Below are 22,542 nucleotides of genomic sequence, written 5' to 3'. Positions count from 1 at the left end.
TAATGACTTGTACTAAATTTAAATTAACTACAGTTGCAGCATTAGTTTTAGCTGCAACTAATGCCAATGCTGCGCTTTACAAGGTCGTTGAAGTCACTCCTTCAATTACAGGTGCCTCTGAAATCTATGGTGTAGCGATTCAGCCAGCAACAGTTACAGACACTGAAAGTTGTTTTACGACTGGTACCGTTGGCGGAGTTGCATGTGATAGCTTTAAATTGGCTGGTGAAACTCGCAATGCAGTTGATGGAATCGGTTATCGCGAAGAAGTTCCGTTTGCTATGGATGCACCGTTCCAATACATTCAAGAACGTGATGACTTTGAAAACTACTGCTACCGCGAGCTTAGATATTCTACTTGTGAAAGTTGGGCCGACAATCGTTGGGCTACTTGGAGTAAAGAAAGCGACCTTAGTTATGTAAACGCGAAAGCTTTTATTGATAACGGTAGCTCTATAAGTCCTTATAATGTAGCAATTACTGCTCTGGATGAATCAGGTGCACCACTTGGTATTAAGTCAAACGGTAACGATATTCGTTATAATGCGGTTACAACAGTGCCTCTTACAGCCTCATCTGAATCACGTGCTTGGGGCGCTCTAACCGTTAATGATGGTACTACAGACATCGTTTACAATTTTGGTAGCATTTCGGTACAGGGACCTAAAACGGATACTTCTGATACGACATTCAGTTCTAAAGCTGCTATCTGGAAAGACGGAGAAGTTCATCAATTTATTTGGAAGCAAGGTGATATCCCCCAAACTGGAGACTACTTTGCTCAGGGAAGCATGCGTGGCCTTGCGGAAAACTCAGGAAAGTTATACGGCGTAGGTTTCGATACAGTGAATGGTAATGGTGATCTACAAGACATGAATGCAAGTGTCTTTGTAAGTGACTCATTAGACATTACCGGTGCTACTTGGGAAACTAAAATTATCAGCGGCGCAGAGGTAAAATCTGGTTCATCGAATGACGATGCTAGATACAGTAACTCTGTAGCGACTGACATCAACGATAATTTGTTCGCTGTTGGTTATTCTAAGCGTAATGGTTATGTACCAGAGAGTGGTAGTGCAGGTAATAAGCCTTTCGTTGTAACCGATGCCAAAAACCCAACAGCAACGTACTTGTCTGGTGGTATCTTCTTTGGTGGTTCGAGCGGTGAAGCTAAAGCAGTTAACAACTTTAATGAGTTTGTTGGTCAAATAGATGCAGAAACCACTCGTGAGGTTGATGGTAGTGAAAGAAGACACAGAGGCTTTATATATCCTTATAACGTGTCTTCATCAACTGAAGCTCGTCGTGTAGACATCTTTAACGGTCAGGCTTGGTGGTTAGATGATCTAACAAATGATGGTAATGTTTCCGGAGAGAACAACAAGTTCCGAATTATTGATGCTACTGACATTAACGATGCTGGTGTGATCTCTGCTACTGCTATCAAATGTACAGTTGGAGGAACGACTCAACCGTATGACACAACGTCTCACAACTCATACTGTGGTGGCGCGTCATCTAACGCGGTAGAAGAGGTTGTTGCAGTTAAGCTTGTACCAATTGCCGGTGCAACTAAAGCTGATATCCAAACTCGTAGTGCCGACTCAGAGAAAGTTGATCGTCAAGGTGGTAGCCTAGGTTGGTTAACTTTGACTGTGCTTGGTCTGTTAGGGTTCCGCAGAAAATTTAAATAATTTATCTCTTGGGCCCGAGTTCACAATTCTGAACTCGGGCTTTTTTTCGCCTTGAGAAAAGTGAAAATTTGACCGATTCTTAAAGTTGGAGTCACAAAAACTCCGTAAAGTTGTAATCATTGTATGTTAGTAAATGGAACACCCGTATGAGGACTGCACTATGAAGAGACAAAAGCGTGATCGACTAGAACGAGCACAATCTCAAGGCTACAAGGCTGGTTTAAATGGACGGTCGCAAGAAGCTTGCCCATACAGCCAAATGGATTCTCGGTCTTATTGGTTAGGTGGATGGCGTGACGCCAAAGATGACAAGCAATCAGGTCTCTATAAGTAGATAGGGCGTAAAGAATTCAAGGTCAGGGCTCCATTGTCTGTTGATTACAACGGCCGGAGCCTTGTTAGTTTCAGAACAACACAAAGACTCCCAGAGCTATGTAGCATTCTAGTTTCGCTATCATAAGCGTATCGCTGGTGGATTTATCCTGTTTCAAGCTTAATACGGGATACTTTAATGCACTATAACTAAATTTATTGGAACGAAAATAAAGCAGCCATGGGCTGCTTTACTAAAAATCTAACTATTAGATTAGAATGCTGACGTATCTTGGAAAAGGCCAACTTTCAAATCTTTAGCAACGTAGATCTCTTTACCATCAACAAGTACGCGACCATCCGCAAGGCCCATAACTAGACGACGGTTAACAACACGCTTCATGTGGATCTCGTAAGTTACTTTTTTCGCAGTAGGTAGAATTTGACCAGTGAATTTCACTTCGCCAACACCTAGAGCACGGCCTTTACCTTCGCCGCCAACCCAACCAAGGTAGAAACCAACCAGCTGCCACATTGCGTCAAGGCCTAGACAACCAGGCATTACTGGGTCACCCGGGAAGTGACAATCGAAGAACCATAGGTCAGGAGTAATATCCAGCTCAGCAAGAACTAAACCTTTACCGTAATCACCTTCAGTTTCAGACATCTTAGTGATGCGATCCATCATTAGCATGTTCGGTGCTGGTAGTTGAGGGCCTTGTGGCCATAGTTCGCCTTGGCTTGATGCTAGAAGCTCTTCGCGAGTGTAAGAATCACGTTTGTTTTGCATTATCAATTACTCCGATTTTTGATAGGTGCATATTAGTGAACAGGTGTACGCTAAACAAGTCCGATCAGTACTAGACAAACCAGTTTTTAATGCGTCCAACGATTCCAATAGGGTGCTCATGTCTTTCAAAGTTTTCAATACGTTCCGCGATTTTACTCAGAACGCTTTCTTGTTCATCGTCTCTAAATGGTTTGTTCATAATGAGAGGAATTGCTTCGTCTACATTAGACACAGACCAAATATGGAATTCTTCATTCTTAATGCTTTCAATAAGGTCAGGCTTTAGTGCAAGATGCCTTAAGTTCGATCTTGGAAGGATCACACCTTGTTCGCCTGTTAAGCCGTTGTGCTTACACACATGGTAGAAGCCTTCGATTTTTTCGTTTAGCCCACCAACCGCTTGTACACGACCAAATTGGTCCACTGCACCAGTAACCGCAATTTGTTGATTGATAGGGTATTCAGACAAAGCACTAACCAGAGAACACAACTCCGCAAGAGAAGCACTATCGCCATCTACTTCGCAGTAAGACTGCTCAAATACTACGGAAGCTGCGTATGGCAACGGATCTTCAAGGTTTAGTGCGCTGCTCACAAATGCTTGCATGATCATCATACCTTTAGCATGAAGATTACCACCCAACTCGGCTTTGCGCTCAACGTCGGCAATATCCCCATCACCAAAGTGAATAACGCAGGAAATTCGTGCAGGTTCACCATACGATATTGGGTGTCCCGGTACATCGATGACCGTCAATCCATTAACTTGACCAACTTGTTCACCTTCAGTTTCGATAATGACTTGGCCATCACGAATATCATCAAGGGCGCGTTCTGGTAGATAAGATTCACGGTTGTATTTGTGCTGTTGAGCTTGCTGGATATGGTGAATATCAATCTCACCATTGTCGGCTTCAATCAAAGCTTCGTTCAATAACGCGTTGTGCCAAATAGGGCACAGTGGGATATAGCTTTGATCTTCGGTTTCTCTTGCTCCGGCAGTAAGAATGCCAGTCAACGCTTGTTGCGTGATGTTTGGTAATTCATAGCGTTGTTGAAGCCACTTAAGGTAACCAAGATATTGAGTCAGAGTGTCTTCTGAGAGCTTAATGTCCTGTTCAATTTCGCTGAATAGGCAAAAACCGGTTTGAATATCGCTGTCTAGGTAATCAAGGTCACCTAGTTGAGCTCTGTCTCCAACCACAATCAACTTAATGTTGTAAGTCAAAGGCAAAGTCGGGGATTGGTTCAAGTGCTCTGGATTACTGCTGATTGGTTCTACGGCTTCACCAAGCAGTGCTGATTTAAGCAGTAACCAGCTTCCTGGGTTGGCCAAGATCAAGTTTGCTGAAACGATCAGATAGCCGTTGTTTGCTCTAGCCAGTAGGCCGGGCTTTGTCGCTACAACCTTACCGTCTTTTGACTGAACTTGGTCAAACAGAGAGACAGCATTTAAAGACTCAGTTTTTATAACCGGTAGAGTGTGATCATCTAAAGCAGTGACTAGAGATTCAACAATCATTTGACGATAGATCGAATTGTCTGGAGCGTTTACAAGTAAAACACGCGAAAGGTTAGACAAACGGACAAAGCGGGTTAACGCATCTTTGAATCTATGTTGAATATCTGAAAACGGGAAAGGCGAGATGTCAGGGAATTGCTCTAATTGAGCGCTATATTCGTCGTACTGAGGCGTAACATGTCGCCAATCTACTTGAGTCATTTAAGTTTCTGATTATGATAATGAGGTAGGGAGTATATAGAAAAACCGATCTCGCTTGTAGCTCTATGTTGTAGTTACTAATCACTAAGCTAATATAAGTATGATCTTGGTCTATTCTTTCAAGACAATAATTGTTAAATAGCCTATTTTGGGTTACGCTGTCACTAGGATTAACTTTCGAGATTAGACATGAAATATCAGCAACTTGAAAACTTGGAATGTGGTTGGAAATGGAACTATCTGGTCAAAAAATGGAAAGAAGGCGAGTCGATCACCTGCCACATAGATTCAAGTGAATCTGACGTTGCTGTTAAAGCCTTATTGAAGCTTGAACACCAACCTACAGGTGTCCTTGAGTGGATATCTAACAACATGTCTCCTGAGCTCGATAACAAGCTTAAACAAGCGATCAGAGCTAAGCGAAAACGCCACTTCAATGCTGAACAAGTTCATACAAAGAAGAAATCAATCGACCTTGATTACCGTGTATGGGAAAAGCTATCTCAACGTGCGAACGAGCTAGGTTGTACGCTCTCAGATGCCATCGAGTATTTGGTTAGCGAAGCGTCTCGTAGTGAGCAGGCCAGCAAGACGGTGACTAGCCTCAAAGAAGACTTAAGCAAGCTCCTTTCTGACGATAAATAACCATCAACAGTAGTGGTGACATTATGATGTACGTAATCTTAATCGGTGCGGTATTAGTTTTTTGGTTAGTAGCAGTCGATCGACCGGTATTGAAAATTAAATTTAGCGACGGGGCGATCGAACAAGTTAAAGGGCATCTTCCACCGAGCTTTAAGCACAACCTTCAAGAGATTGGTCATAACAATACCTTTAAAGGCGAGCTAAAAGTGTATGCAAAACGTTCTGGTTACAATCTCAAGTTCACTAAAGATGTTCCTAAAAACGTACAGCAACGTATTCGTAACGTGTTCCCGCATAATGGTTTTAAGTCTAAAGGCTCAAAGAAAGCGTAATCGTTGAGAGTTACGCGTTAGCTGGTCAATCCTCATACTAAGTTAATCCTTCACTTCTCTTAAATCTCCGCATACTGTTCTCACCCTCAACAAAGAGAGAGCAGTATGAGATATCTAGTATTACTATTATGTTTTTTATCCCCAGTCGCTTTTCCCGACGATGCATTGGTTAATCCTGTAGCTAAAAAGATAAAAGTCACCGTCATGAAAGGGCTCAACAAGAGTAATGTTGATTTCGAGGGTTATTGCGATCTGATGATTGAGATGAAGCACTCTAAAGGTTATGCAAGAATCAAAAAGGTGAGAACGTCTGGAGATAGTAAAGTTTGCAAGCAGGCGAAAAAACACCTACCGACGAAGAAAAGGTTCAAATACAGCTTTCCAGAAAAGTATATCCGGCTACATATCACACACTAGTCACTCTCAACGCACTATAACTAAATATCCTTAATTTTATTGAAACAATTTCGTGAACCAATCTCTAATTTCTATTAATATTAGTTTTGTTATAAAGGCAGGATATGCCGATACAAGAGCATTTACGGCAAAGGAAAGTCACGGTTGTTGTTAGCAAATAAAAGTTATACCCCTGAAGTAGTTGAGATCTCAAGGAAGGTCTCAATCAATGTTGAAGCTCGCTTTAATCGATGGTTAATCTCACCTGAATATAAGCTCGCACAATCTACAGTAGACACGTTACTAAGTTTGGAAAATAGGTATTGTGATAGTGTCATATTTGATGAATCTGACCGCATATCTCACAATCAACGTATTTTATTGCGCTGCGAGCAGGATAGAGTCAATGCTTATCGTGAAAAAGTCGACGCGAAGCAACAAACCTTACGATACGTTATCGATGATGTCAGCAATGCCGCTTCTGCGCTAATGCTTGAGAAGCTTCAAGGTACCTTAATAAGTTCGTTGTTTTCAGACTTACCCGATTACAATCAGTTCGCTAGTGTTGCGTATTCGCCATCTTTAAACTTTTCCAAACTCCATGAAATATCCGCGAAAAGTAGGCCATTGAGCTCAAGTTTAATCGAGTTTGTTTCCAATCAAGAGTTTGCAGATAAATATGGAAAGAAATCTAAGGTAATTCTCGATCCAAAAGTTGCAGCACGACAAATAGGAATAGAAAATTGTCGTTTATTGTTCCCATTGTTAATGAGTCAACAGCTGATTAAGTGGAATGATGGCAACATTAAACACATCACACCTAAGGTTTGGCAACACTTGGTCGTGACGTCAAATGCGACTCGAATTCGACTTCAAGAAACGTCGGTTAAAGATCCTAACGTAGGCATTTTACTTGGTGTGTTGAGAGTTCTGCCTTTGTTTTTAATTTGTAACCACTTTTCTTCAACGTTTGAAGACGCATTGGTAAAAACGATGCTTGGTTATCGTGAAGCAAGTGACAAGCATGACGAATATTATGCTTGTACTGAGGTGATGCCAAACACACAGTTTCTTGAATCAATGGTCGAGCAGCTAGAGCTTAAGCTACTAAAAAACCTCGTTGAATTTATAGATTGGAGCCCTGGAAATCAGTTCATCAAGAGGGCACTTCTAGAGGAAGTGAATGACATTCCAGTACTTGAGCGAACGGTTCATGGTGCAGCTTTGGCTCAAGGTAGAAAATATTCTGTTTTCGAGGCGTTAGATAATAGTGAACTATTTAACGTTAAGCACCGACCTTATTGGTTTTCAACTGTTCAAATGTCTATCGCGACGATTGAGCAGATGCAAGATAAAGGATTGGGAAAGCTTACGGTGAACATGTAATAAAAAGAGAGAGTCTCATTAATGTCGCTCTCTTTTTTGTTGCGCTGTAACTTTATGTGAATGTCTTGTTTTGGCGCTAAACAGTAGGATTACACTCTACTTAACTGACCACTTCGAAGGTAAACGACTCTTGCTTTGCTATTGCGTGTTTAACAGGGATACCAAGGCGCTGGCAAGTCATCAGAACTTTCAATTTCCTGTCGGCAGGAGCGTGCTCTGACAGAATCACCGAGCTTAGGCACTCTCTATTAAGGTAGAGTTTATTTCCGATCATCTCGTCATCAGGTAATACCCAGCGGTATTCCTTTTCATAACGCCAATTAGAATGCTTAATTTTGAATATCTCAGCTCCCAGTCTTGATGTTTGTAAACCTCTTAGCGATGCCGGGCGGAACATATTCGGTTCGTCTTCATACTGGACTTCAAAACAGTTGAGATTGGCCTCGCCGTTATAGCAGTTGAGATCATACTCGATACACATGCCTTTAAAGTTGTCACCATACTGCGACCATAGTATTGGGTGGTCGTTCGACTGAGAGAAACACATGATCTTAAAGTTTTGTTGAAGCTCTTTGTTGAATGCGTGGTTAGATTCAAAAGGGTTATTAAAAGTTTTAGCGTAATCAAACCACAACGAACACTCGGAAATAGATTGTATGTTTCTGTCGTGGAGCGATCTGAACTTATAAAGTTTAGGCAACATATCAAACACCTAGTTTACAAAATTGCCTGATGCTAACACTTTAATTTACTTTTAAGGATTGAATGCATAGCATTTGATTGCTTAATCACCAAATTTATTCGTATAACTGTTTGATAGATAAAAATTTAAACACGAAATAGTAGCCTGTTAAAGTGGTTTATTTTGCGTTAGGGCAAAGCTTTCAAGTTGTAACTTTTTACAGAAGATACAACGTAACTTTATTTATGGTTGAATTGTCTTGTCAAAGTAGAGGTCGAGTAGGGAAATAGGTGATCAAAATTAAAGCCGAGCTTTAAAAGGACGGCTTTAGTAGTATTGAGCCTACGAGTGAATCAAGTTTAGAAGTGGTACCTTGCACCTAGGTAAGCGGTTTGAGGTGACACATCGATGGATTCAATTTCAACGTTTGCATAGCGGTAACCAATATGGATATCGATGTTGTCTGTTACCATCGCACCAAGCTCAGCACCAACTTGGTAGGCTGCTTCAGACTTAGAGTCTGATACTCCAAAAGCTTTCGCTTCCATATCCATAGAGCCAACACCGGCTAATAAAGATACATACAGATCTAATACGTCACCTTCAACAATAAACTTTGGTTTAATGTTTACGAAGAAAGCATGGCCTTCAATATCCATTAAGTCGTTATAGCTAACTTTTCCGATTTTTCGGTACTCGGCTTCTAGCCCCAGTTTGACGACATCATGTGTATTGAATTCGTAGCCTCCAACCAAGTTATAGCTAAAGTCTGATAGATCAGATGAATCTTCAATGGCGCTGCCACGATATTCTAATTCAGTTTCATTATAAAAGCCGATATCAACACCAGCATAAAAATGACCATGCTCTCTAGGTGAGTTTTCGTTTTCACTAGCAAGCGCCTGCGAGCTGATGCCAAAAAAAGCGGTGAATAGCGATAGGGCGATTGTACTGATTTTCATGTAAAGCCTTCTAAGATAATAAGTTATTCTGTTCCAGAATATGTTAACAAATAAAAGATACTCTAACTAATTGAGAACTAGCCTAAAGATCTGATTTTAAAGACTTGTTGGTAATAGAAGTGTCATTATCGCAGTTATGAGACAAGTTAATATAGTCCAGACAGAGGTTAATAGAATTTATGTTGCACTGTAACTTACGATTAGCCAAGTCGTTTATAGAAGTTCGTTTTGGATGGCAACGCAGTTTGGTAACAATGACCGTTGGGCATCAGAAAATTCAAAGTTAGTGGTTTGAAAAACGAGTACGGATGTTACTGATGACGTTGATAGTTGATTCAATTTGGTGAAGAACAAGCCAACATAGGTAAACAAGACTAGATGATTCGGGAGTTCGCTTGGTCTTTTGGCACCGTTAAATCTAGCGAACAAGAGTAACCAAGTCTTTTCAGTTTATTGGTAGTACGGACAATAGACCGAGAGTTAGTGGAAGCGTTAATCATCTAGGTTCTTTTGGTAAGCAAAATCAGGGTAATAGCTTTTAACACTCAACCAGCAGAGACTCTGGACTAACTTTGGAGAGGCATCCGTAATTAGAAGTCTTAATTAAGTTTGAGCAGACATGTGATAAAGCCATCACGATTTAATCCAATTAACGCGGAGTCAAAGCCAGCCAGTAATTAAATAGATAGATTCATGCGGCGCTGTACGTAAAATTACGCGAGTAACAGGCCCTGAAACCTCTCAGATTTCAATCTCCTTTTTGGTGCGTATTATGTATATTATGTTAAATGGTGTTTGGTATTTATAAGGCAGGTATCTTTGTGCGATGCCCTGCCTCTTGTTTATCTACCAAATCGATGTTCTATTTAACAGTAAGGCTATTTACCATAAAATACCTAATAAACATATTTCCTAATCTTCGATTAAGAATACGTTTATTAGACTTCAAGCATTAATCGATCAATTGCTTCTGTGATCTCTTTAGTTCTTACTGGCTTGGTCACGAAATCATTCATGCCGACATCTAAGCACGAACATTTGTCTTCTACTGATGTGTGTGCTGTTAGCGCAACGATTGGTGTTTTGATGTTTGCGTCTCTCATGTATTTGGTTGTGGTTAATCCATCCATGACCGGCATCGACACATCCATTAAGATAATGTCTATTGATTCGTTGCCTCTTTCAATAAAGCCAATCGCTTCTTCACCATTACTTGCGATGAAAACCTCGTGGCCTTGTCTTGTAAGGATTAACTTTATCACCATTTGATTCGTTGGATTGTCTTCGACAACTAACACTGAATAACGGCTTCTTAACTCTCGTGAAGATTCGTCTTCTTTGTTAGCTAGATTATTCGTAACTCTAGTAAGCACTGGCAACTGTACTTCGAATTTGGAGCCTTTTCCAGGCTCACTCTTTACCGATATGCGCCCGCGCATCAGTTCAACCAGTCTTTTAGTGATGGCCAAGCCTAAACCTGTGCCACCAAATCTACGTGTGATTGTGCTATCAGCTTGCACAAATGGACTGAACAGCGACGAAAGTTGTTGCGAGCTAATGCCAATCCCTGTGTCTTCCACCGTTATATAGAAAGAGCTCTGCTGGTACTTTATAGAAACATGGACATGCCCACGCTCAGTGAACTTAATCGCGTTACCGATCAAATTAAATAGGATCTGTGCCAAGCGACTTGGGTCGATGTAATGAAGTTCACCTTCAGGGGTATCGCTAGTTACTGTTAGCGGCAAACCTTTATCGTCTGCTGTCTTCTTTTGTTCAGATAATACAAAAGTTACAGTGTCTCTTACGTTGCTCCATCGAGGAGCCAACGAGAAACACCCAGATTCAATCTTAGAAAAATCCAATACGTCACTGATAATTGCCAGCAATAGCTCAGATGATGTGCTCATATTAAGCAGTATAGACTGTTGTTCTTCGTTCAATGATGTGGATTTTAGGGCGTCTATTAGGCCAATTATGGCATTTAGCGGTGTTCTTAATTCATGACTCATCATCGCGAGGAATTCAGACTTGGCCTTGTTGGCTCTTTCTGCGTCTTTTCTTGCTGTGACAAGCTCTGCGGTACGTTCTCGAACGGTTGCTTCAAGCTTTTCTTTGTTCTCAATATCGAAAACAGCACGCTCTATCAACGGTCGAAAACGGTTTAGTGTGGCCTTAGTTTCAATACTAAAGTGCTTGGTATTCGAGTGGATAAAGATGATGACGGATTGTGTTAGTCCGCTATCGATACCAGTAATTAGAACAGAGTTGATTTGATCGAGGATAATGGGATGTAAGGAATTGAATTCACCCAGAGACTTGGGTTCAAAAAGGATGGCGCATTCTCCATTGATCACTCGAGATAACTTGCCACAATCACTCCAATTCATCTGTTCGAAGACTTTGTTATTGCTTAGCAGGGTTTTGAAACTGCCTTCGTTCCCTACCCTTGATACCACGATAAAGTCATCAAACTTAATGTATTTTTTGAGCACGAACTCGAGACTGGAGAATATCTCAGATATGTTACTTGCCTTACTGATCGCAGAGATGGTTGATAAGATCACCCTGTTCTCTTCAGCCAGCTTTCGCTCACGGGCTTTTAGTTTTTGCAGTTCAATACGTGCTTCTTGCAGCGCTTCTTGACCTTCAGAACCCATTACTTTTTCAACCTATAAAACGTTGCAGACGATACCATTAAATTCCCGTGTGCATTCTCGCCACCAGAGAGCCTGCCTTGTTCACCAAACGTAAATGGACATATGTATGGGAGCCCATTAAGTGCTTGATTTATTTGGTCACAAACCTCATCCATATCTTGTTTAAGGTTCAACATTGAGCCTGCACAAAAGATATTGATCGCCCCTAGTTTCTCTTCAAGATCCATGTCGTTGTAGTATGAGGAGTGAATGATATTCGCGGCGCGGCTAATCAACTGCTGCTTAGACCCTTGCATCAGGTAGATGGTGTCGCCTTCACTGATGTCTGTGAACAGCTCAATCCCATTACACTCCGTCTCTCTGATCGAATGAGACAATTTGAAATATGGGTAATCGTAAGAAGAGCCGACTTTCCTGCCTAATGGGTAGACTGACGACTTTTCGAATATGTAGCCATCATCACTGCCATCTAAGTGGAAATTAGTCCATTCGTTGTAAACGGTGACGGCTGGCCTGTGGTCTATCTCCAACAAAATTCGGTTTCTTACTTTGGTCACGGTGCCTGAATACCGCGTAGGCGTATGACCCGCGCTGAAAGAGGAATAGATGGACTGAGACGCAAACACTACCGTTAAAGACACACCATTTATAGACAGCGACTCTTCGGTGAAGATACTCCAATTTCCGGAAACCTGGTTGTCTGCAGCACTGCCACCAATAATTGGCACTTCAGTACCAAATTTCTTATCGATAGCCGCCATCACCTTTTCTTCGTTACCCGGTGTGGAATGCAGCAAGATAAGATCAGGAATTTCACCTTCTCGGTTGGCGTTCTTGAGTGCTTTGTCTATCGCGCTGAAGGTACTGCGGTCTATGGAGTCGCTGAAATGTTCGATTCCCGTACCATAGGCGTTGATCCCCGAGTCATAAATAATGAGGACGCCAATGACTGGACCAGAATGAAAACCAGTTTCGGTCATAATGCCGTGACAAGTAGTACAGCCATGTATGGGAGTGTTCGGGAGAGCATCTACGAAATATCTCTGCACAGCGAGTGTCGAATACTCTTCTGTGCAGTAGCAAATAAGACAAGCAATATCGTCAGGGTTTTCCACCCCGCTGAGCAACTCATCTACTGCGATTTTATCGTCTAGGGAGTAAGAGACTTTTGATAGAAATTTCATAGATTCTGGGTAACTTTATTAATGCTCTCTTTATAACACTTTAATGCATTGTGTTTCACTGATTTGGTACATGTTTCTATCAAAAGAACCGAGGTGTGCCCCAGTTTCTCTCTGTTACTCCTTAGAAAGGTTTACAGAAAACGTGCTCACCTGTTGTGGAAATGTAACCGTTATTGAGGAGGTCTTATCACTAGTTTGTAACAGCCAATTTGATGGTCCTTTTTCTTCCAGAATTCCGCTTTCATTATAGCTAATGATAAATTTGCCAGTTTTAGATGTTTCGATCGAATACCCTAGGTTATTGCTTGAAACTGAAACATTATGATTATCAATACCAAATTTACAAGGTTTTGAAACTATACAGTTTACTGTTTCGTTATTATCGTATGTAACTGTTCTCCAAGTAAATGCAGCTATTAAAACAACCAACATGACGATAATTTGAACAAGCCTGCCTTTTGTTAGCTTTTGTGCCGCCATTATAATCTTTACTCCTTGTTACAAAGTTCAAAGTTTTTAAATAAAAATCCAATTCCAGACCAAGCGTAAGGTTACTACTCTGTCATTGATTTGTTAATTCAAGTATAGTGTCGCGTTGAAAATGCCACTTTTTTTTAAAATCAGCAAGTGGAAATAAAGCCCTGAATAGGCTGAATTTCCTTTTCTAATTTGGGTGGCATTACGACGTGAGTCGTGTTGGAAGTAAAGTGTAGTAAATAAGAAATTGGAAGCATGCAAATGAGCCAAGAAAAGCAGCTTGAACAAAACTACAACTATACGGTCGTCCGTCAATTTACCCTAGTTACAATTTTGTGGGGTATTGTCGGTATGGGCGTTGGTGTTTTGATTGCCGCTCAATTAGTTTGGCCACAGCTAAACTTTGATACGCCGTGGTTGACGTACAGTCGTTTACGTCCCCTGCATACTAATGCGGTTATTTTTGCGTTCGGTACAAGTGCGCTGTTTGCAACATCATATTATGTTGTACAACGTACCTGTCAGACGCGTCTCTTTGGTGGCCCTCTCGTAGCCTTTACCTTTTGGGGTTGGCAAGCGATTATCCTGTCCGCTGCAATTACTTTACCGTTAGGTTTAACCTCTGGTAAAGAATACGCAGAACTTGAATGGCCAATCGATATTGCTATTACTCTTGTGTGGGTAGCTTATGCGGTCGTGTTCTTCGGAACCATGATTAAACGTAAGACATCGCACATTTACGTAGCAAACTGGTTCTTCGGAGCCTTCATTATCACGGTTGCCGTGTTGCACATCGTTAACAGCCTAGCTGTTCCTGTCTCTGCGTTTAAATCGTACTCGATTTATTCCGGAGCGATCGATGCAATGGTGCAATGGTGGTACGGACACAATGCGGTAGGCTTCCTATTGACAGCAGGTTTCCTAGGTATGATGTACTACTTCGTTCCTAAACAAGCTGGTCGCCCCGTTTACTCTTACCGTTTGTCGATTGTTCACTTCTGGGCTCTCGTGTCTCTGTATATCTGGGCTGGTCCTCACCACCTACACTACACTGCACTTCCTGACTGGACTCAATCTCTAGGTATGGTTATGTCTTTGGTTCTGTTTGCTCCATCTTGGGGTGGCATGATCAACGGTATTATGACTCTATCTGGTGCGTGGCATAAGCTTCGCTACGACCCAATCCTACGTTTCCTAATCGTTTCTCTATCATTCTACGGCATGTCGACTTTCGAAGGCCCAATGATGGCAATCAAAACGGTTAACGCACTATCTCACTACACGGACTGGACTATCGGTCACGTTCACTCTGGTGCGTTAGGTTGGGTTGCAATGGTTTCTATTGGTTCGGTTTACCACTTAGTTCCTAAACTATTTGGTCAAGAGCGTATGTACTCTGTATCCCTAATCAATGTTCACTTCTGGTTAGCAACGATTGGTACGGTTTTCTACATTGTAGCAATGTGGATCTCTGGCGTGATGCAAGGTCTGATGTGGCGTGCAGTTAACTCTGACGGTACATTAACTTACAGCTTCGTTGAATCTGTAGAAGCGTCTTACCCGTTCTACTTTGTACGTTTCTTAGGTGGTTTCATCTTCCTATCTGGTATGTTCTTAATGGCATACAACACGTACAAAACTGTTTCTGCACCTAAAGATAGCCTTAAAGCTATCCCTCAACCGGCTTAAGGAGATTTAGAATGAGCTCAAATTCAAATAATCGCCATGAGTTGGTAGAGAAGAATGTTGGCCTACTAGCGATTCTTATCGTTATTGCTATCAGTTTTGGTGCTTTAGTAGAAATTACCCCACTTATTTTCCAAAAGCAGACTACTGAACCTGTAGAAAATCTACGTGTTTACTCTGCTCTGGAAATGGAAGGTCGTGATATCTACATTCGCGAAGGTTGTAACGTATGTCACAGCCAAATGATTCGTCCTTTCCGCTCTGAAACTGAACGTTACGGTCACTACTCTGTAGCTGGCGAAAGCGTTTGGGAACACCCATTCCTATGGGGTTCTAAGCGTACTGGTCCTGATTTAGCGCGTGTTGGTGATCGTTACTCTGATGAGTGGCACCGCGTTCACCTTATCGACCCTCGCGAACTTGTTCCTGAATCAAACATGCCTGGTTTCCCATGGCTTGCTGAGAATGTACTTGATGGCAAATTGACTAAACAGAAGCTTGAAATCTTCCGTAATCAATTTGGTGTTCCTTACACAGACGAACAAATTGCTAACGCTAAACAAGATGTTGAAGGAAAAACAGAGATGGATGCAATCATCGCTTACCTTCAATCGCTTGGCCACGCAATGAAATAAGGAATAATTATGGACATTATTACATTTCAAAGTGTTTGGACTGTTACTGTTTTTGCTTGTTTCATCGGCATCGTTTGGTGGGCTTTCGGTAAAAATCGTAAGTCGCGCTTCGACGAAGATGCAAACCTAGTGTTCGCTGATGAAGCACCTGCGAAAGATAAAAATCAAGGAGTGACGAAGTAATGAGTACATTCTGGAGTATTTGGGTAACAGTAATCACAATCGGTACATTGATTGGCTGTGCAGCCTTACTTCGTTGGTGTTCCAACGATAAAACAGGTGTAGAAGAAGGTCAGGATATGGGCCATGAATACGATGGTATTCGTGAGCTTAATAACCCGCTACCTAAATGGTGGACATACCTTTTCGTTAGCACAATTGTGTTTGCAGCTGTTTATCTAGCTCTATACCCAGGCCTTGGCAACTTTAAAGGTCTACTAGGTTGGACGAGTTCAAACCAAACAGTTCGTAGCGTAGAAGAGTCTCGCTCTGCAATCGCTGCTGCGCAAGCAAACAAACAGTTAGACGCATACGCGAAAGAGCTTGATGATGCAGACACCTACTTTGGTGAAGCATTCAGAAAGCTAGCTCACGACGAAAATGGTCTACGTTCCGTCCCTGACATTGCATCAGATGCTGATGCAATTAAAGTGGGCCAACGTTTGTTCCTACAAAACTGTTCTCAGTGTCACGGCTCTGATGCACGTGGTCAGAAAGGTTTCCCGAACCTAACTGATGACGCATGGTTATATGGTGGTGAACCACAAGCTATCGTTACTACCATCATGCATGGTCGTGTCGGTCAAATGCCAGGTTGGAAAGACGCTCTTGGCGAAGAAGGCGTAAAAGAAGTAGTTAGCTACACGCTTAGCCTTTCTGGTCGTAGCGTAAACGCACGTGAAGCAGAGGCTGGTAAAGCGCGCTTTGTAGTGTGTGCAGCCTGTCACGGTACTGATGGTAAGGGTAACCCTGCTGTTGGCGCACCTGACTTGACTGACCGCGACTGGCTATTTGGCGATTCTCGCGCTGATGTGACGGAAACAGTCATGTACGGACGTTCTGGTGTAATGCCGGCTTGGAAGGACATCCTCGGTGAGGATAAGGTTCAGCTCGTCTCTGCCTACGTCTGGAGCCTCAGCAACTCAGATAAAGAGTAACATAATAATAACAGCCCCTTCTTAAGGGGCTGTCTTTCTTTTACAGTTATAACCTTAAGTGTTTGTAAAAATTAGTTTTATTTCATTGTATATATTGAGAATAATAATATGGAACAACCTTGGTATAAGCAGTTTTGGCCGTGGTTTTTGATCTTCCTAACCGTTGGCGTTTCTATGCTAACATTGGTTCGAGTCGCGATACTTACCAACCATTCAGTTAACGTTGTCACTGAAGATTACTATAAAAAAGGTAAAGGTATTAATGTCGACATTTCGAAAGTAAATGTTGCTAAAGAGCTTGGCTTATCAGCTTCAGTTAGCGAGAAAGGTAACTCAGTTATCATTACTCTCGACAAAGGCAAACTAGACCACTTCCCTGCTATTAGCGCAATGTTCGTGCACCGAACGCTGCCTGACCGTGATTTTACTCAGCTACTGACCGCTGATGCGAGAGGCAACTACACGTTGACTCTGGATCATGAAATGCAAGGTCCATGGTTTATCGAGCTTTCTCCGCATGATTCTGAATGGTTAGTGCAAGGTCGCATGAACTTCCCTATTGATACTCCTACTCAACTAACGAACTAAATCTTATGTGTGAATCCTGTTATCACTGCGGTGAAGATGTACCAGCGGAAACGGATTTTAAAGTAGAAATCTTAGGATCGGTGCGACCTATGTGTTGTCCGGGTTGCGAAACCGTAGCCCAGACAATCGTTGATAGCGGTCTGGTCTCTTACTACCAATATCGTACCGCTCCAGCTGAAAAAGCGGATCTCGTGCCAGAGCAACTTCTGGCACTCAGTCATTACGACAACGAAGATGTTCAATTGGAGTTCGTCCGTAACTCTGAAAACACCTCTGAAGTGACATTGTCACTAGAAGGTGTCTCTTGTGCTGCTTGTGCTTGGCTTATTGAAAAGCAAGTCTCTTCAAAGTTAGGGGTTGTTAGTATTCGTGTTAATACCACGACTAACCGCGCCCTGCTCAGTTGGGACAACACTCAGACGAAACTGAGCGAGCTGTTGTCTGCAATCCATACCTTAGGCTACAAAGCCGCACCTTTTGAGGCTGATCAACAAGAAGCCGCCTATCATCGATCGATGAAGAATTATCTCTATCGTCTTGGTATTGCTGGTTTAGCAACCATGCAGGTCATGATGCTGGCTGTGGCGCTGTATCTTGAAGTCTTCGGTAACCTTGAGCCCGAATTCAAAAGCTACTTCCGTTGGGTGAGCTTAATCTTTGCAACACCGGTTCTGCTCTACTCTGCATTGCCTTTCTATATCAACGCGTGGCGTAGCCTCAAAGGTCGAACATTGGGTATGGATGTACCTGTGTCGATCGCTCTTTTGTTTGCCTACGTTGCAAGTTTGGTCGCAACGGTGACAGAGAAAGGTGAAGTATTCTTCGAATCTATCTCGATGTTTACCTTCTTCCTACTGCTTGGTCGTTTCCTTGAAATGCGCGCTCGTCGTAAAGCCGCCGCTGCTAGTGGTAACCTGCTTAAGCTCGTTCCTGCTATGGCAACAACGTTAGATGGCGAACAAGTTCCAGTCAAAACCTTAAAAGTTGGCGACCAAATTCGCGTTCTACCGGGTGAGCACATTCCTGCCGATGGCAAAGTATTGTCTGGCAGAGTTCATATCGATGAATCGATGCTGACTGGCGAATCTATCCATGTGGTCAAAAACGAAGGCGATACCGTCTTTGCTGGTACATTGAATGGTGATGAATCATTTGAATTGGAAGTAATGACGTCAAAAGCGGATTCGGTTATTTCCAATATCGTTCGCCTGCAAGACGAAGCGCAATTGTCTAAACCCCGCATTGCAGAAATTGCTGATGTTGTGGCTCGATACTTTGTTGCGGTGATCTTAATCATCTCATTCGGTACTTGGTTTTACTGGCACCAAACACGACCAGAAGACGCTTTCTGGATCATGCTTTCGGTATTGGTAGCAACGTGTCCTTGTGCTCTGTCACTGGCAACACCGACGGCGATTACTTGTTCAACGTCTCGCATGGGTAACTTCGGTATTTTGCTGCGCAAAGGCCACGTATTCGAAACCTTGTGCAAAGTGAATCACTTGATCATCGATAAAACAGGTACATTGACTGAGGGTGATATTCGTATCAGCCAAGTTGAAACCTTCGCTGAACTTGATAAAGACACTTGTCTCAAAGTAGCGGCGAGCCTGGAACAACACGCTAACCACCCTATCGCTAAAGCGTTTAAGACTCATATTTCAGATGATATCGAAGTAGAGTCAGTTAATAACGTGATTGGTTCAGGTATCACTGGTGAGTGGAATGGCCAAGAAGTTGCGATTGGTAGTAGTGAATTCATTCTAGGTGAAGCTCAACCATCGGAAAGCAACGGCATTTACTTGTCGATGGCGGGTCGTCATATCGCTACATTTACTTATGAAGATCCAATCCGTAAAGAAAGCATCGAGTTTATTAAGCAATTTAAAGAAGCGGGCATCAAAACAACTCTGCTTACTGGCGATTCTTTGATTAACGCGAAGCCTGTTGCTGAAGAGATTGGTATTACTGATATTGTTGCTAACGCGAAACCTGAAGATAAACTTGCTTACCTGAACTCTCGAGATGCAAGTGACATTACCATGATGGTTGGCGATGGCATTAACGATGCCCCTATTCTTGCAGGTGCCCACCTTTCTGTCGCTATGGGCGGCGGTACAGACGTGGCGAAAGCTTCTGCGGATATGGTGTTACTGGGTGATAAGCTCGATAGATTACTTAAGTCGCGTACTTTGGCGTTAAAAACACGTAAGATAATTCGTGAAAACCTAGCTTGGTCATTAGGATATAACTTACTTATCCTTCCATTGGCTGTCGCGGGTTTGGTTGCTCCATACATTGCCGTTGTGGGCATGTCTGCCAGCTCTATTATTGTTGTGTCTAACTCGTTAAGGCTTTTAAAAGAGCAAGGTAAATAATGGAAAGTTTATACATCCTGATCCCCATTGCGATTGTACTGGTGTGCATCGCTGTTGGTATTTTTCTATGGGCGGTGAAGAGCGAACAGTTTGAAGACCTAGAACGTCAAGGTCACAACATTCTGTTTGATGAAGACGAAAAGGCTCACAACCATTCTGATAGCAAACCTGTCAAGAATGAGAAAGCTAACGGCGAGAGCCAAACTAACGTAGACAAAAAGAACGATGACGCCTGATTGGATCGGAGCCTTTGTTGTTGGATTGATCGGCGCAGGTCACTGCATGGGAATGTGTGGTGGTATTGCGTCGCTTCTTTCGATTGGCAACAGTAAACCTTCCCCTGTTATTCCCCTACTTTATAACCTAGGGCGCTTGCTAAGTTATGCCGTGATTGGTGGTGTGATTGGCGGTGCAATCTCTTCGATAGGTCAGCTAAGCGATTTTAACGCTCTGCTAGGTTGGCTGCGATTATTTGCAGCTGGCTTTATGATCGTCTTAGGTTTGTATATCGGTAAATGGTGGTTCGGCTTGTTGTTCTTTGAAAAAGTCGGGCAGAAACTATGGCGCTATATCTCTCCTTTAGGTAAATCATTTCTACCCTTGAAGCACCCTAGCCATGCTTTGCCGTTTGGCTTTATTTGGGGTTGGCTACCATGTGGCTTAGTTTACTCAATGCTTACGTGGGCGGCCGTATCAGGAAGTTGGTACAACGGTGCCGGTATCATGCTTGCTTTCGGTTTAGGTACGCTTCCAGCAATGCTCACAGTAGGCATGGGCGCTAATTTCCTCAAAAAACTGCAACAAGCTGACTTATTTCGCCAATTAGGCGCAATTTTAATCCTCCTTTACGGTTTCTATACCGGATATATGGCATTGCAGCTCATTATTTATACCGTATAGGTAATCTTTAAATCCGGTTTTTTTACTACCCAACTGGATAAAGGAATGCTAAAATATTGACGTATATCAAATAGTGAAAGATTGTTATGATTTCTGAAAAGCCTGTGACGAAACGTGTTCAGTCTGGTGGCTGTGCGATCCATTGCCAGGATTGTAGTATTAGCCAGCTCTGTATTCCGTTTACTTTGAATGAATCTGAACTCGATCAACTTGATCAGATCATTGAGAGAAAAAAGCCCATTCAAAAAGGCCAAGAGTTATTTAAAGCCGGTGACGAGCTTAAATCTCTATATGCTATTCGCTCTGGAACGATCAAGAGCTACACGATTACCGAGCAAGGTGATGAGCAGATTACTGCATTCCACCTAGCGGGCGATCTTGTTGGCTTCGATGCGATTACTGGTGACCAACACCCTAGTTTTGCACAAGCGCTAGAAACTTCTATGGTATGTGAAATCCCATATGAGATTCTTGATGACCTATCAGGAAAAATGCCTAAATTGCGTCAGCAAATTATGCGCCTGATGAGTAACGAGATTAAAGGTGACCAAGAAATGATTCTGCTTCTTTCTAAGAAGAACGCGGAAGAGCGTCTTGCTGCATTCCTTTACAACCTTTCGACTCGCTTCTCTCAACGTGGCTTCAGCCCGCGTGAGTTCCGTCTAACGATGACTCGTGGCGATATTGGTAACTACCTTGGTTTGACTGTTGAAACAATCAGCCGTCTTCTAGGTCGCTTCCAAAAAGCAGACATCTTGAGCGTTAAAGGCAAATATATCACTATCGAAGATCACGATGCGTTGATGGAACTTGCTGGCGTTTCAAAAGAATAGTCTAGATATCAATGATGTAGTTCAATAATGAGCTACATCATGTTTCTCTCTTAAAACCTCTTATATTTCTCTTAATCTCTCCATAACTACGCTACATTATTTATATGTTCGGTCTGAAAAGTAGGCTTAGTTATGAGTATCTATAACAAAATTTTAGTTGTCGCAGACATTAATCACGATGAGCAACCTGCTCTAGTTCGTGCTATCCAACTTGCTAAGAAAAGCACCTCAACAAGCCACATCACTTTCTTTTTGTCGATATACGACTTCTCGTATGAAATGACATCTATGCTCTCTATCGATGAAAGAGACGCAATGCGCAAAGGCGTAATTCACCAACGCGAAATTTGGATGAATAAAGTCGCAGAACCTTACCTAGATGATTCTATTGAATTTAATGTACAAGTGGTTTGGCATAACCGCCCATACGAAGCGATCATTGCCGAGGTTTACAGTGGTGAGCACGACATCTTAATCAAAGGTACGCGTAAACACGATACTTTGGAATCTGTCATCTTCACTCCAACCGATTGGCATCTGTTGAGAAAGTGCCCTAGCCCAGTGCTATTGGTTAAAAACGATTTCTGGCCAGATCACGCGAAGATTTTTGCTTCAGTTCATGTAGGTTCTGAAACAGAAGCTCATTTAGAGCTTAACGATACGATGGTCGACAGATTGCTAGAGATCACCGGTCGTTTGGATGCGGAACCGTTCTTGGTGAATGCCTACCCTGTGACACCTGCGAATATTACCATTGAACTGCCAGAGTTTGATCCAACGTCTTATACCGATGCGGTTCGTGGCCATCACTTAACGGCAATGAAAGCATTGCGCCAGAAGCACGGTATGTGTGAAGAACAAACTGTGGTTGAACAAGGCTTGCCAGAAGATGTTATTCCTCGCGTCGCTTCTGAAAATAACGCTGCTATGGTGATTCTGGGTACAACGGGTCGTACTGGCTTGTCTGCCGTGTTTATTGGTAATACCGCGGAACATGTTATCGATAAGATTAACTGTGATGTGTTGGCTCTTAAACCGTCTGGTTACGTCAGCCCACTAGATCCTAACCTTTCGAAAGGTTAGGTCAGGGATAGTTTAACTTATAAAAAAACGCCTCAAGCA

Annotated in this window: 23 protein-coding genes; 16 read left to right on the top strand and 7 right to left on the bottom strand. The window is 42.4% G+C overall.

All coding sequences use genetic code 11. The features are described from left to right. Nucleotides 1-2: 2 nt before the first annotated feature. Both AB4263_RS18725 and rmf read left to right on the top strand, forming a co-directional pair. On the top strand, nucleotides 3-1,694 hold the full coding sequence (locus AB4263_RS18725) for a DUF3466 family protein (RefSeq protein ID WP_372098696.1): 1,692 nt from the start codon (nucleotides 3-5) through the stop codon (nucleotides 1,692-1,694). Between the two features lie 160 nt (nucleotides 1,695-1,854). Then, nucleotides 1,855-2,028 carry a ribosome modulation factor gene (gene rmf / locus AB4263_RS18720; RefSeq protein WP_017059676.1) on the top strand — a complete coding sequence of 58 codons (174 nt, stop codon included), beginning with the start codon at nucleotides 1,855-1,857 and terminating at the stop codon, nucleotides 2,026-2,028. A 252-nt stretch (nucleotides 2,029-2,280) separates the two neighbouring features. Here rmf and fabA read toward each other — a convergent pair whose 3' ends face one another. Then, nucleotides 2,281-2,796 (bottom strand): bifunctional 3-hydroxydecanoyl-ACP dehydratase/trans-2-decenoyl-ACP isomerase, encoded by a 516-nt coding sequence (fabA, locus tag AB4263_RS18715; RefSeq protein WP_017059675.1) that lies wholly within the window; start codon nucleotides 2,794-2,796, stop codon nucleotides 2,281-2,283. Nucleotides 2,797-2,866: 70 nt separating this feature from the next. Further along, nucleotides 2,867-4,519 carry an AAA family ATPase gene (locus AB4263_RS18710; protein WP_371724606.1) on the bottom strand — a complete coding sequence of 551 codons (1,653 nt, stop codon included), beginning with the start codon at nucleotides 4,517-4,519 and terminating at the stop codon, nucleotides 2,867-2,869. 189 nt (nucleotides 4,520-4,708) lie between these two features. On the opposite strand from AB4263_RS18710, the gene matP reads away from it, so the two are divergent. The 4 genes from matP to AB4263_RS18690 all read left to right on the top strand — a co-directional run bounded on the left by matP (nucleotide 4,709) and on the right by AB4263_RS18690 (nucleotide 7,278). Beyond that, nucleotides 4,709-5,164 carry a macrodomain Ter protein MatP gene (gene matP, locus AB4263_RS18705; RefSeq protein ID WP_017068911.1) on the top strand — a complete coding sequence of 152 codons (456 nt, stop codon included), beginning with the start codon at nucleotides 4,709-4,711 and terminating at the stop codon, nucleotides 5,162-5,164. Nucleotides 5,165-5,187: 23 nt separating this feature from the next. Next, nucleotides 5,188-5,496: a DUF3634 family protein gene (locus tag AB4263_RS18700; RefSeq protein ID WP_017059672.1), complete on the top strand. Its 309-nt coding sequence runs from the start codon at nucleotides 5,188-5,190 to the stop codon at nucleotides 5,494-5,496. Nucleotides 5,497-5,601: 105 nt separating this feature from the next. After that, nucleotides 5,602-5,913 (top strand): hypothetical protein, encoded by a 312-nt coding sequence (locus AB4263_RS18695; protein ID WP_017059671.1) that lies wholly within the window; start codon nucleotides 5,602-5,604, stop codon nucleotides 5,911-5,913. Nucleotides 5,914-6,057: 144 nt separating this feature from the next. Continuing rightward, on the top strand, nucleotides 6,058-7,278 hold the full coding sequence (locus AB4263_RS18690; protein WP_372098695.1) for a hypothetical protein: 1,221 nt from the start codon (nucleotides 6,058-6,060) through the stop codon (nucleotides 7,276-7,278). Nucleotides 7,279-7,378: 100 nt separating this feature from the next. Here the strand turns inward: AB4263_RS18690 and AB4263_RS18685 are convergent, their stop codons facing one another. From AB4263_RS18685 to AB4263_RS18665, 5 genes are all read right to left on the bottom strand, one after another. Further along, nucleotides 7,379-7,981: a DUF2971 domain-containing protein gene (locus AB4263_RS18685; RefSeq protein ID WP_017059669.1), complete on the bottom strand. Its 603-nt coding sequence runs from the start codon at nucleotides 7,979-7,981 to the stop codon at nucleotides 7,379-7,381. 338 nt (nucleotides 7,982-8,319) lie between these two features. Continuing rightward, the gene (locus AB4263_RS18680; RefSeq protein ID WP_017059668.1) at nucleotides 8,320-8,922 is read right to left on the bottom strand and encodes a porin family protein; all 603 of its coding nucleotides are present in this window, start codon (nucleotides 8,920-8,922) and stop codon (nucleotides 8,320-8,322) included. 938 nt (nucleotides 8,923-9,860) lie between these two features. Then, entirely contained in the window at nucleotides 9,861-11,582 is a 1,722-nt protein-coding gene (locus AB4263_RS18675; RefSeq protein ID WP_372098694.1) for an ATP-binding protein, read from the bottom strand. Beyond that, nucleotides 11,582-12,766 carry an FIST signal transduction protein gene (locus tag AB4263_RS18670; RefSeq protein ID WP_017070551.1) on the bottom strand — a complete coding sequence of 395 codons (1,185 nt, stop codon included), beginning with the start codon at nucleotides 12,764-12,766 and terminating at the stop codon, nucleotides 11,582-11,584. Before AB4263_RS18670 ends, AB4263_RS18675 begins: the two co-directional genes overlap by 1 nt. Before the next feature lie 114 nt (nucleotides 12,767-12,880). Then, nucleotides 12,881-13,246: a hypothetical protein gene (locus AB4263_RS18665; protein ID WP_372098693.1), complete on the bottom strand. Its 366-nt coding sequence runs from the start codon at nucleotides 13,244-13,246 to the stop codon at nucleotides 12,881-12,883. 252 nt (nucleotides 13,247-13,498) lie between these two features. Between AB4263_RS18665 and ccoN the strand changes: the two genes are divergently transcribed. The 10 genes from ccoN (at nucleotide 13,499) to uspE (ending at nucleotide 22,503) form a co-directional block, all read left to right on the top strand. Next, entirely contained in the window at nucleotides 13,499-14,932 is a 1,434-nt protein-coding gene (ccoN, locus tag AB4263_RS18660; RefSeq protein ID WP_009846707.1) for a cytochrome-c oxidase, cbb3-type subunit I, read from the top strand. Nucleotides 14,933-14,943: 11 nt separating this feature from the next. Continuing rightward, entirely contained in the window at nucleotides 14,944-15,564 is a 621-nt protein-coding gene (ccoO, locus tag AB4263_RS18655) for a cytochrome-c oxidase, cbb3-type subunit II (protein WP_017059643.1), read from the top strand. Between the two features lie 9 nt (nucleotides 15,565-15,573). Further along, nucleotides 15,574-15,747, top strand: coding sequence for a CcoQ/FixQ family Cbb3-type cytochrome c oxidase assembly chaperone (locus AB4263_RS18650; protein WP_004733679.1), 174 nt, complete (start codon nucleotides 15,574-15,576; stop codon nucleotides 15,745-15,747). Then, complete coding sequence (ccoP, locus tag AB4263_RS18645; RefSeq protein WP_017063857.1) at nucleotides 15,747-16,721, top strand: cytochrome-c oxidase, cbb3-type subunit III; 975 nt, start codon at nucleotides 15,747-15,749, stop codon at nucleotides 16,719-16,721. Before AB4263_RS18650 ends, ccoP begins: the two co-directional genes overlap by 1 nt. Nucleotides 16,722-16,829: 108 nt before the next feature. Continuing rightward, a complete protein-coding gene (locus AB4263_RS18640) occupies nucleotides 16,830-17,309 on the top strand; it encodes a FixH family protein (protein ID WP_017059641.1) in 480 nt (159 codons plus the stop codon). A gap of 5 nt (nucleotides 17,310-17,314) precedes the next feature. Further along, nucleotides 17,315-19,687, top strand: a complete 2,373-nt coding sequence (locus tag AB4263_RS18635) for a heavy metal translocating P-type ATPase metal-binding domain-containing protein (RefSeq protein ID WP_102428849.1) — start codon at nucleotides 17,315-17,317, stop codon at nucleotides 19,685-19,687. Next, nucleotides 19,687-19,923 (top strand): cbb3-type cytochrome oxidase assembly protein CcoS, encoded by a 237-nt coding sequence (ccoS, locus tag AB4263_RS18630; RefSeq protein ID WP_017070549.1) that lies wholly within the window; start codon nucleotides 19,687-19,689, stop codon nucleotides 19,921-19,923. Before AB4263_RS18635 ends, ccoS begins: the two co-directional genes overlap by 1 nt. Further along, nucleotides 19,913-20,587, top strand: a complete 675-nt coding sequence (locus tag AB4263_RS18625) for a sulfite exporter TauE/SafE family protein (RefSeq protein ID WP_017059638.1) — start codon at nucleotides 19,913-19,915, stop codon at nucleotides 20,585-20,587. The genes ccoS and AB4263_RS18625 overlap by 11 nt, the downstream gene beginning before the upstream one ends. 86 nt (nucleotides 20,588-20,673) lie before the next feature. Further along, complete coding sequence (locus AB4263_RS18620) at nucleotides 20,674-21,420, top strand: FNR family transcription factor (RefSeq protein WP_017059637.1); 747 nt, start codon at nucleotides 20,674-20,676, stop codon at nucleotides 21,418-21,420. Between the two features lie 132 nt (nucleotides 21,421-21,552). Continuing rightward, nucleotides 21,553-22,503: a universal stress protein UspE gene (gene uspE, locus AB4263_RS18615; protein WP_017070547.1), complete on the top strand. Its 951-nt coding sequence runs from the start codon at nucleotides 21,553-21,555 to the stop codon at nucleotides 22,501-22,503. Nucleotides 22,504-22,542 lie beyond the last annotated feature (39 nt).

Origin of the sequence: Vibrio sp. 10N.261.55.C5 (genome assembly GCF_041470505.1) — a bacterium.
GTDB lineage: Bacteria > Pseudomonadota > Gammaproteobacteria > Enterobacterales > Vibrionaceae > Vibrio > Vibrio crassostreae_C.
Note: the sequence above shows the minus strand (reverse complement) of the source record. Positions and strands in the feature narration are given on the sequence as shown.

Excerpts from the sequence above, each read along its gene's own strand:
- ccoN (WP_009846707.1), top strand. The coding sequence starts at position 13,499 with ATGCAAATGAGCCAAGAAAAGCAGCTTGAACAAAACTACAACTATACG.
- AB4263_RS18625 (WP_017059638.1), top strand. The coding sequence starts at position 19,913 with ATGACGCCTGATTGGATCGGAGCCTTTGTTGTTGGATTGATCGGCGCA.
- uspE (WP_017070547.1), top strand. The coding sequence starts at position 21,553 with ATGAGTATCTATAACAAAATTTTAGTTGTCGCAGACATTAATCACGAT.
- ccoP (WP_017063857.1), top strand. The coding sequence starts at position 15,747 with ATGAGTACATTCTGGAGTATTTGGGTAACAGTAATCACAATCGGTACA.
- ccoO (WP_017059643.1), top strand. The coding sequence starts at position 14,944 with ATGAGCTCAAATTCAAATAATCGCCATGAGTTGGTAGAGAAGAATGTT.
- AB4263_RS18650 (WP_004733679.1), top strand. The coding sequence starts at position 15,574 with ATGGACATTATTACATTTCAAAGTGTTTGGACTGTTACTGTTTTTGCT.
- AB4263_RS18670 (WP_017070551.1), bottom strand. The coding sequence starts at position 12,766 with ATGAAATTTCTATCAAAAGTCTCTTACTCCCTAGACGATAAAATCGCA.
- rmf (WP_017059676.1), top strand. The coding sequence starts at position 1,855 with ATGAAGAGACAAAAGCGTGATCGACTAGAACGAGCACAATCTCAAGGC.
- AB4263_RS18665 (WP_372098693.1), bottom strand. The coding sequence starts at position 13,246 with ATGGCGGCACAAAAGCTAACAAAAGGCAGGCTTGTTCAAATTATCGTC.
- AB4263_RS18685 (WP_017059669.1), bottom strand. The coding sequence starts at position 7,981 with ATGTTGCCTAAACTTTATAAGTTCAGATCGCTCCACGACAGAAACATA.
- AB4263_RS18695 (WP_017059671.1), top strand. The coding sequence starts at position 5,602 with ATGAGATATCTAGTATTACTATTATGTTTTTTATCCCCAGTCGCTTTT.
- AB4263_RS18675 (WP_372098694.1), bottom strand. The coding sequence starts at position 11,582 with ATGGGTTCTGAAGGTCAAGAAGCGCTGCAAGAAGCACGTATTGAACTG.
- AB4263_RS18710 (WP_371724606.1), bottom strand. The coding sequence starts at position 4,519 with ATGACTCAAGTAGATTGGCGACATGTTACGCCTCAGTACGACGAATAT.
- ccoS (WP_017070549.1), top strand. The coding sequence starts at position 19,687 with ATGGAAAGTTTATACATCCTGATCCCCATTGCGATTGTACTGGTGTGC.
- fabA (WP_017059675.1), bottom strand. The coding sequence starts at position 2,796 with ATGCAAAACAAACGTGATTCTTACACTCGCGAAGAGCTTCTAGCATCA.
- matP (WP_017068911.1), top strand. The coding sequence starts at position 4,709 with ATGAAATATCAGCAACTTGAAAACTTGGAATGTGGTTGGAAATGGAAC.
- AB4263_RS18700 (WP_017059672.1), top strand. The coding sequence starts at position 5,188 with ATGATGTACGTAATCTTAATCGGTGCGGTATTAGTTTTTTGGTTAGTA.
- AB4263_RS18635 (WP_102428849.1), top strand. The coding sequence starts at position 17,315 with ATGTGTGAATCCTGTTATCACTGCGGTGAAGATGTACCAGCGGAAACG.
- AB4263_RS18680 (WP_017059668.1), bottom strand. The coding sequence starts at position 8,922 with ATGAAAATCAGTACAATCGCCCTATCGCTATTCACCGCTTTTTTTGGC.
- AB4263_RS18640 (WP_017059641.1), top strand. The coding sequence starts at position 16,830 with ATGGAACAACCTTGGTATAAGCAGTTTTGGCCGTGGTTTTTGATCTTC.
- AB4263_RS18620 (WP_017059637.1), top strand. The coding sequence starts at position 20,674 with ATGATTTCTGAAAAGCCTGTGACGAAACGTGTTCAGTCTGGTGGCTGT.
- AB4263_RS18725 (WP_372098696.1), top strand. The coding sequence starts at position 3 with ATGACTTGTACTAAATTTAAATTAACTACAGTTGCAGCATTAGTTTTA.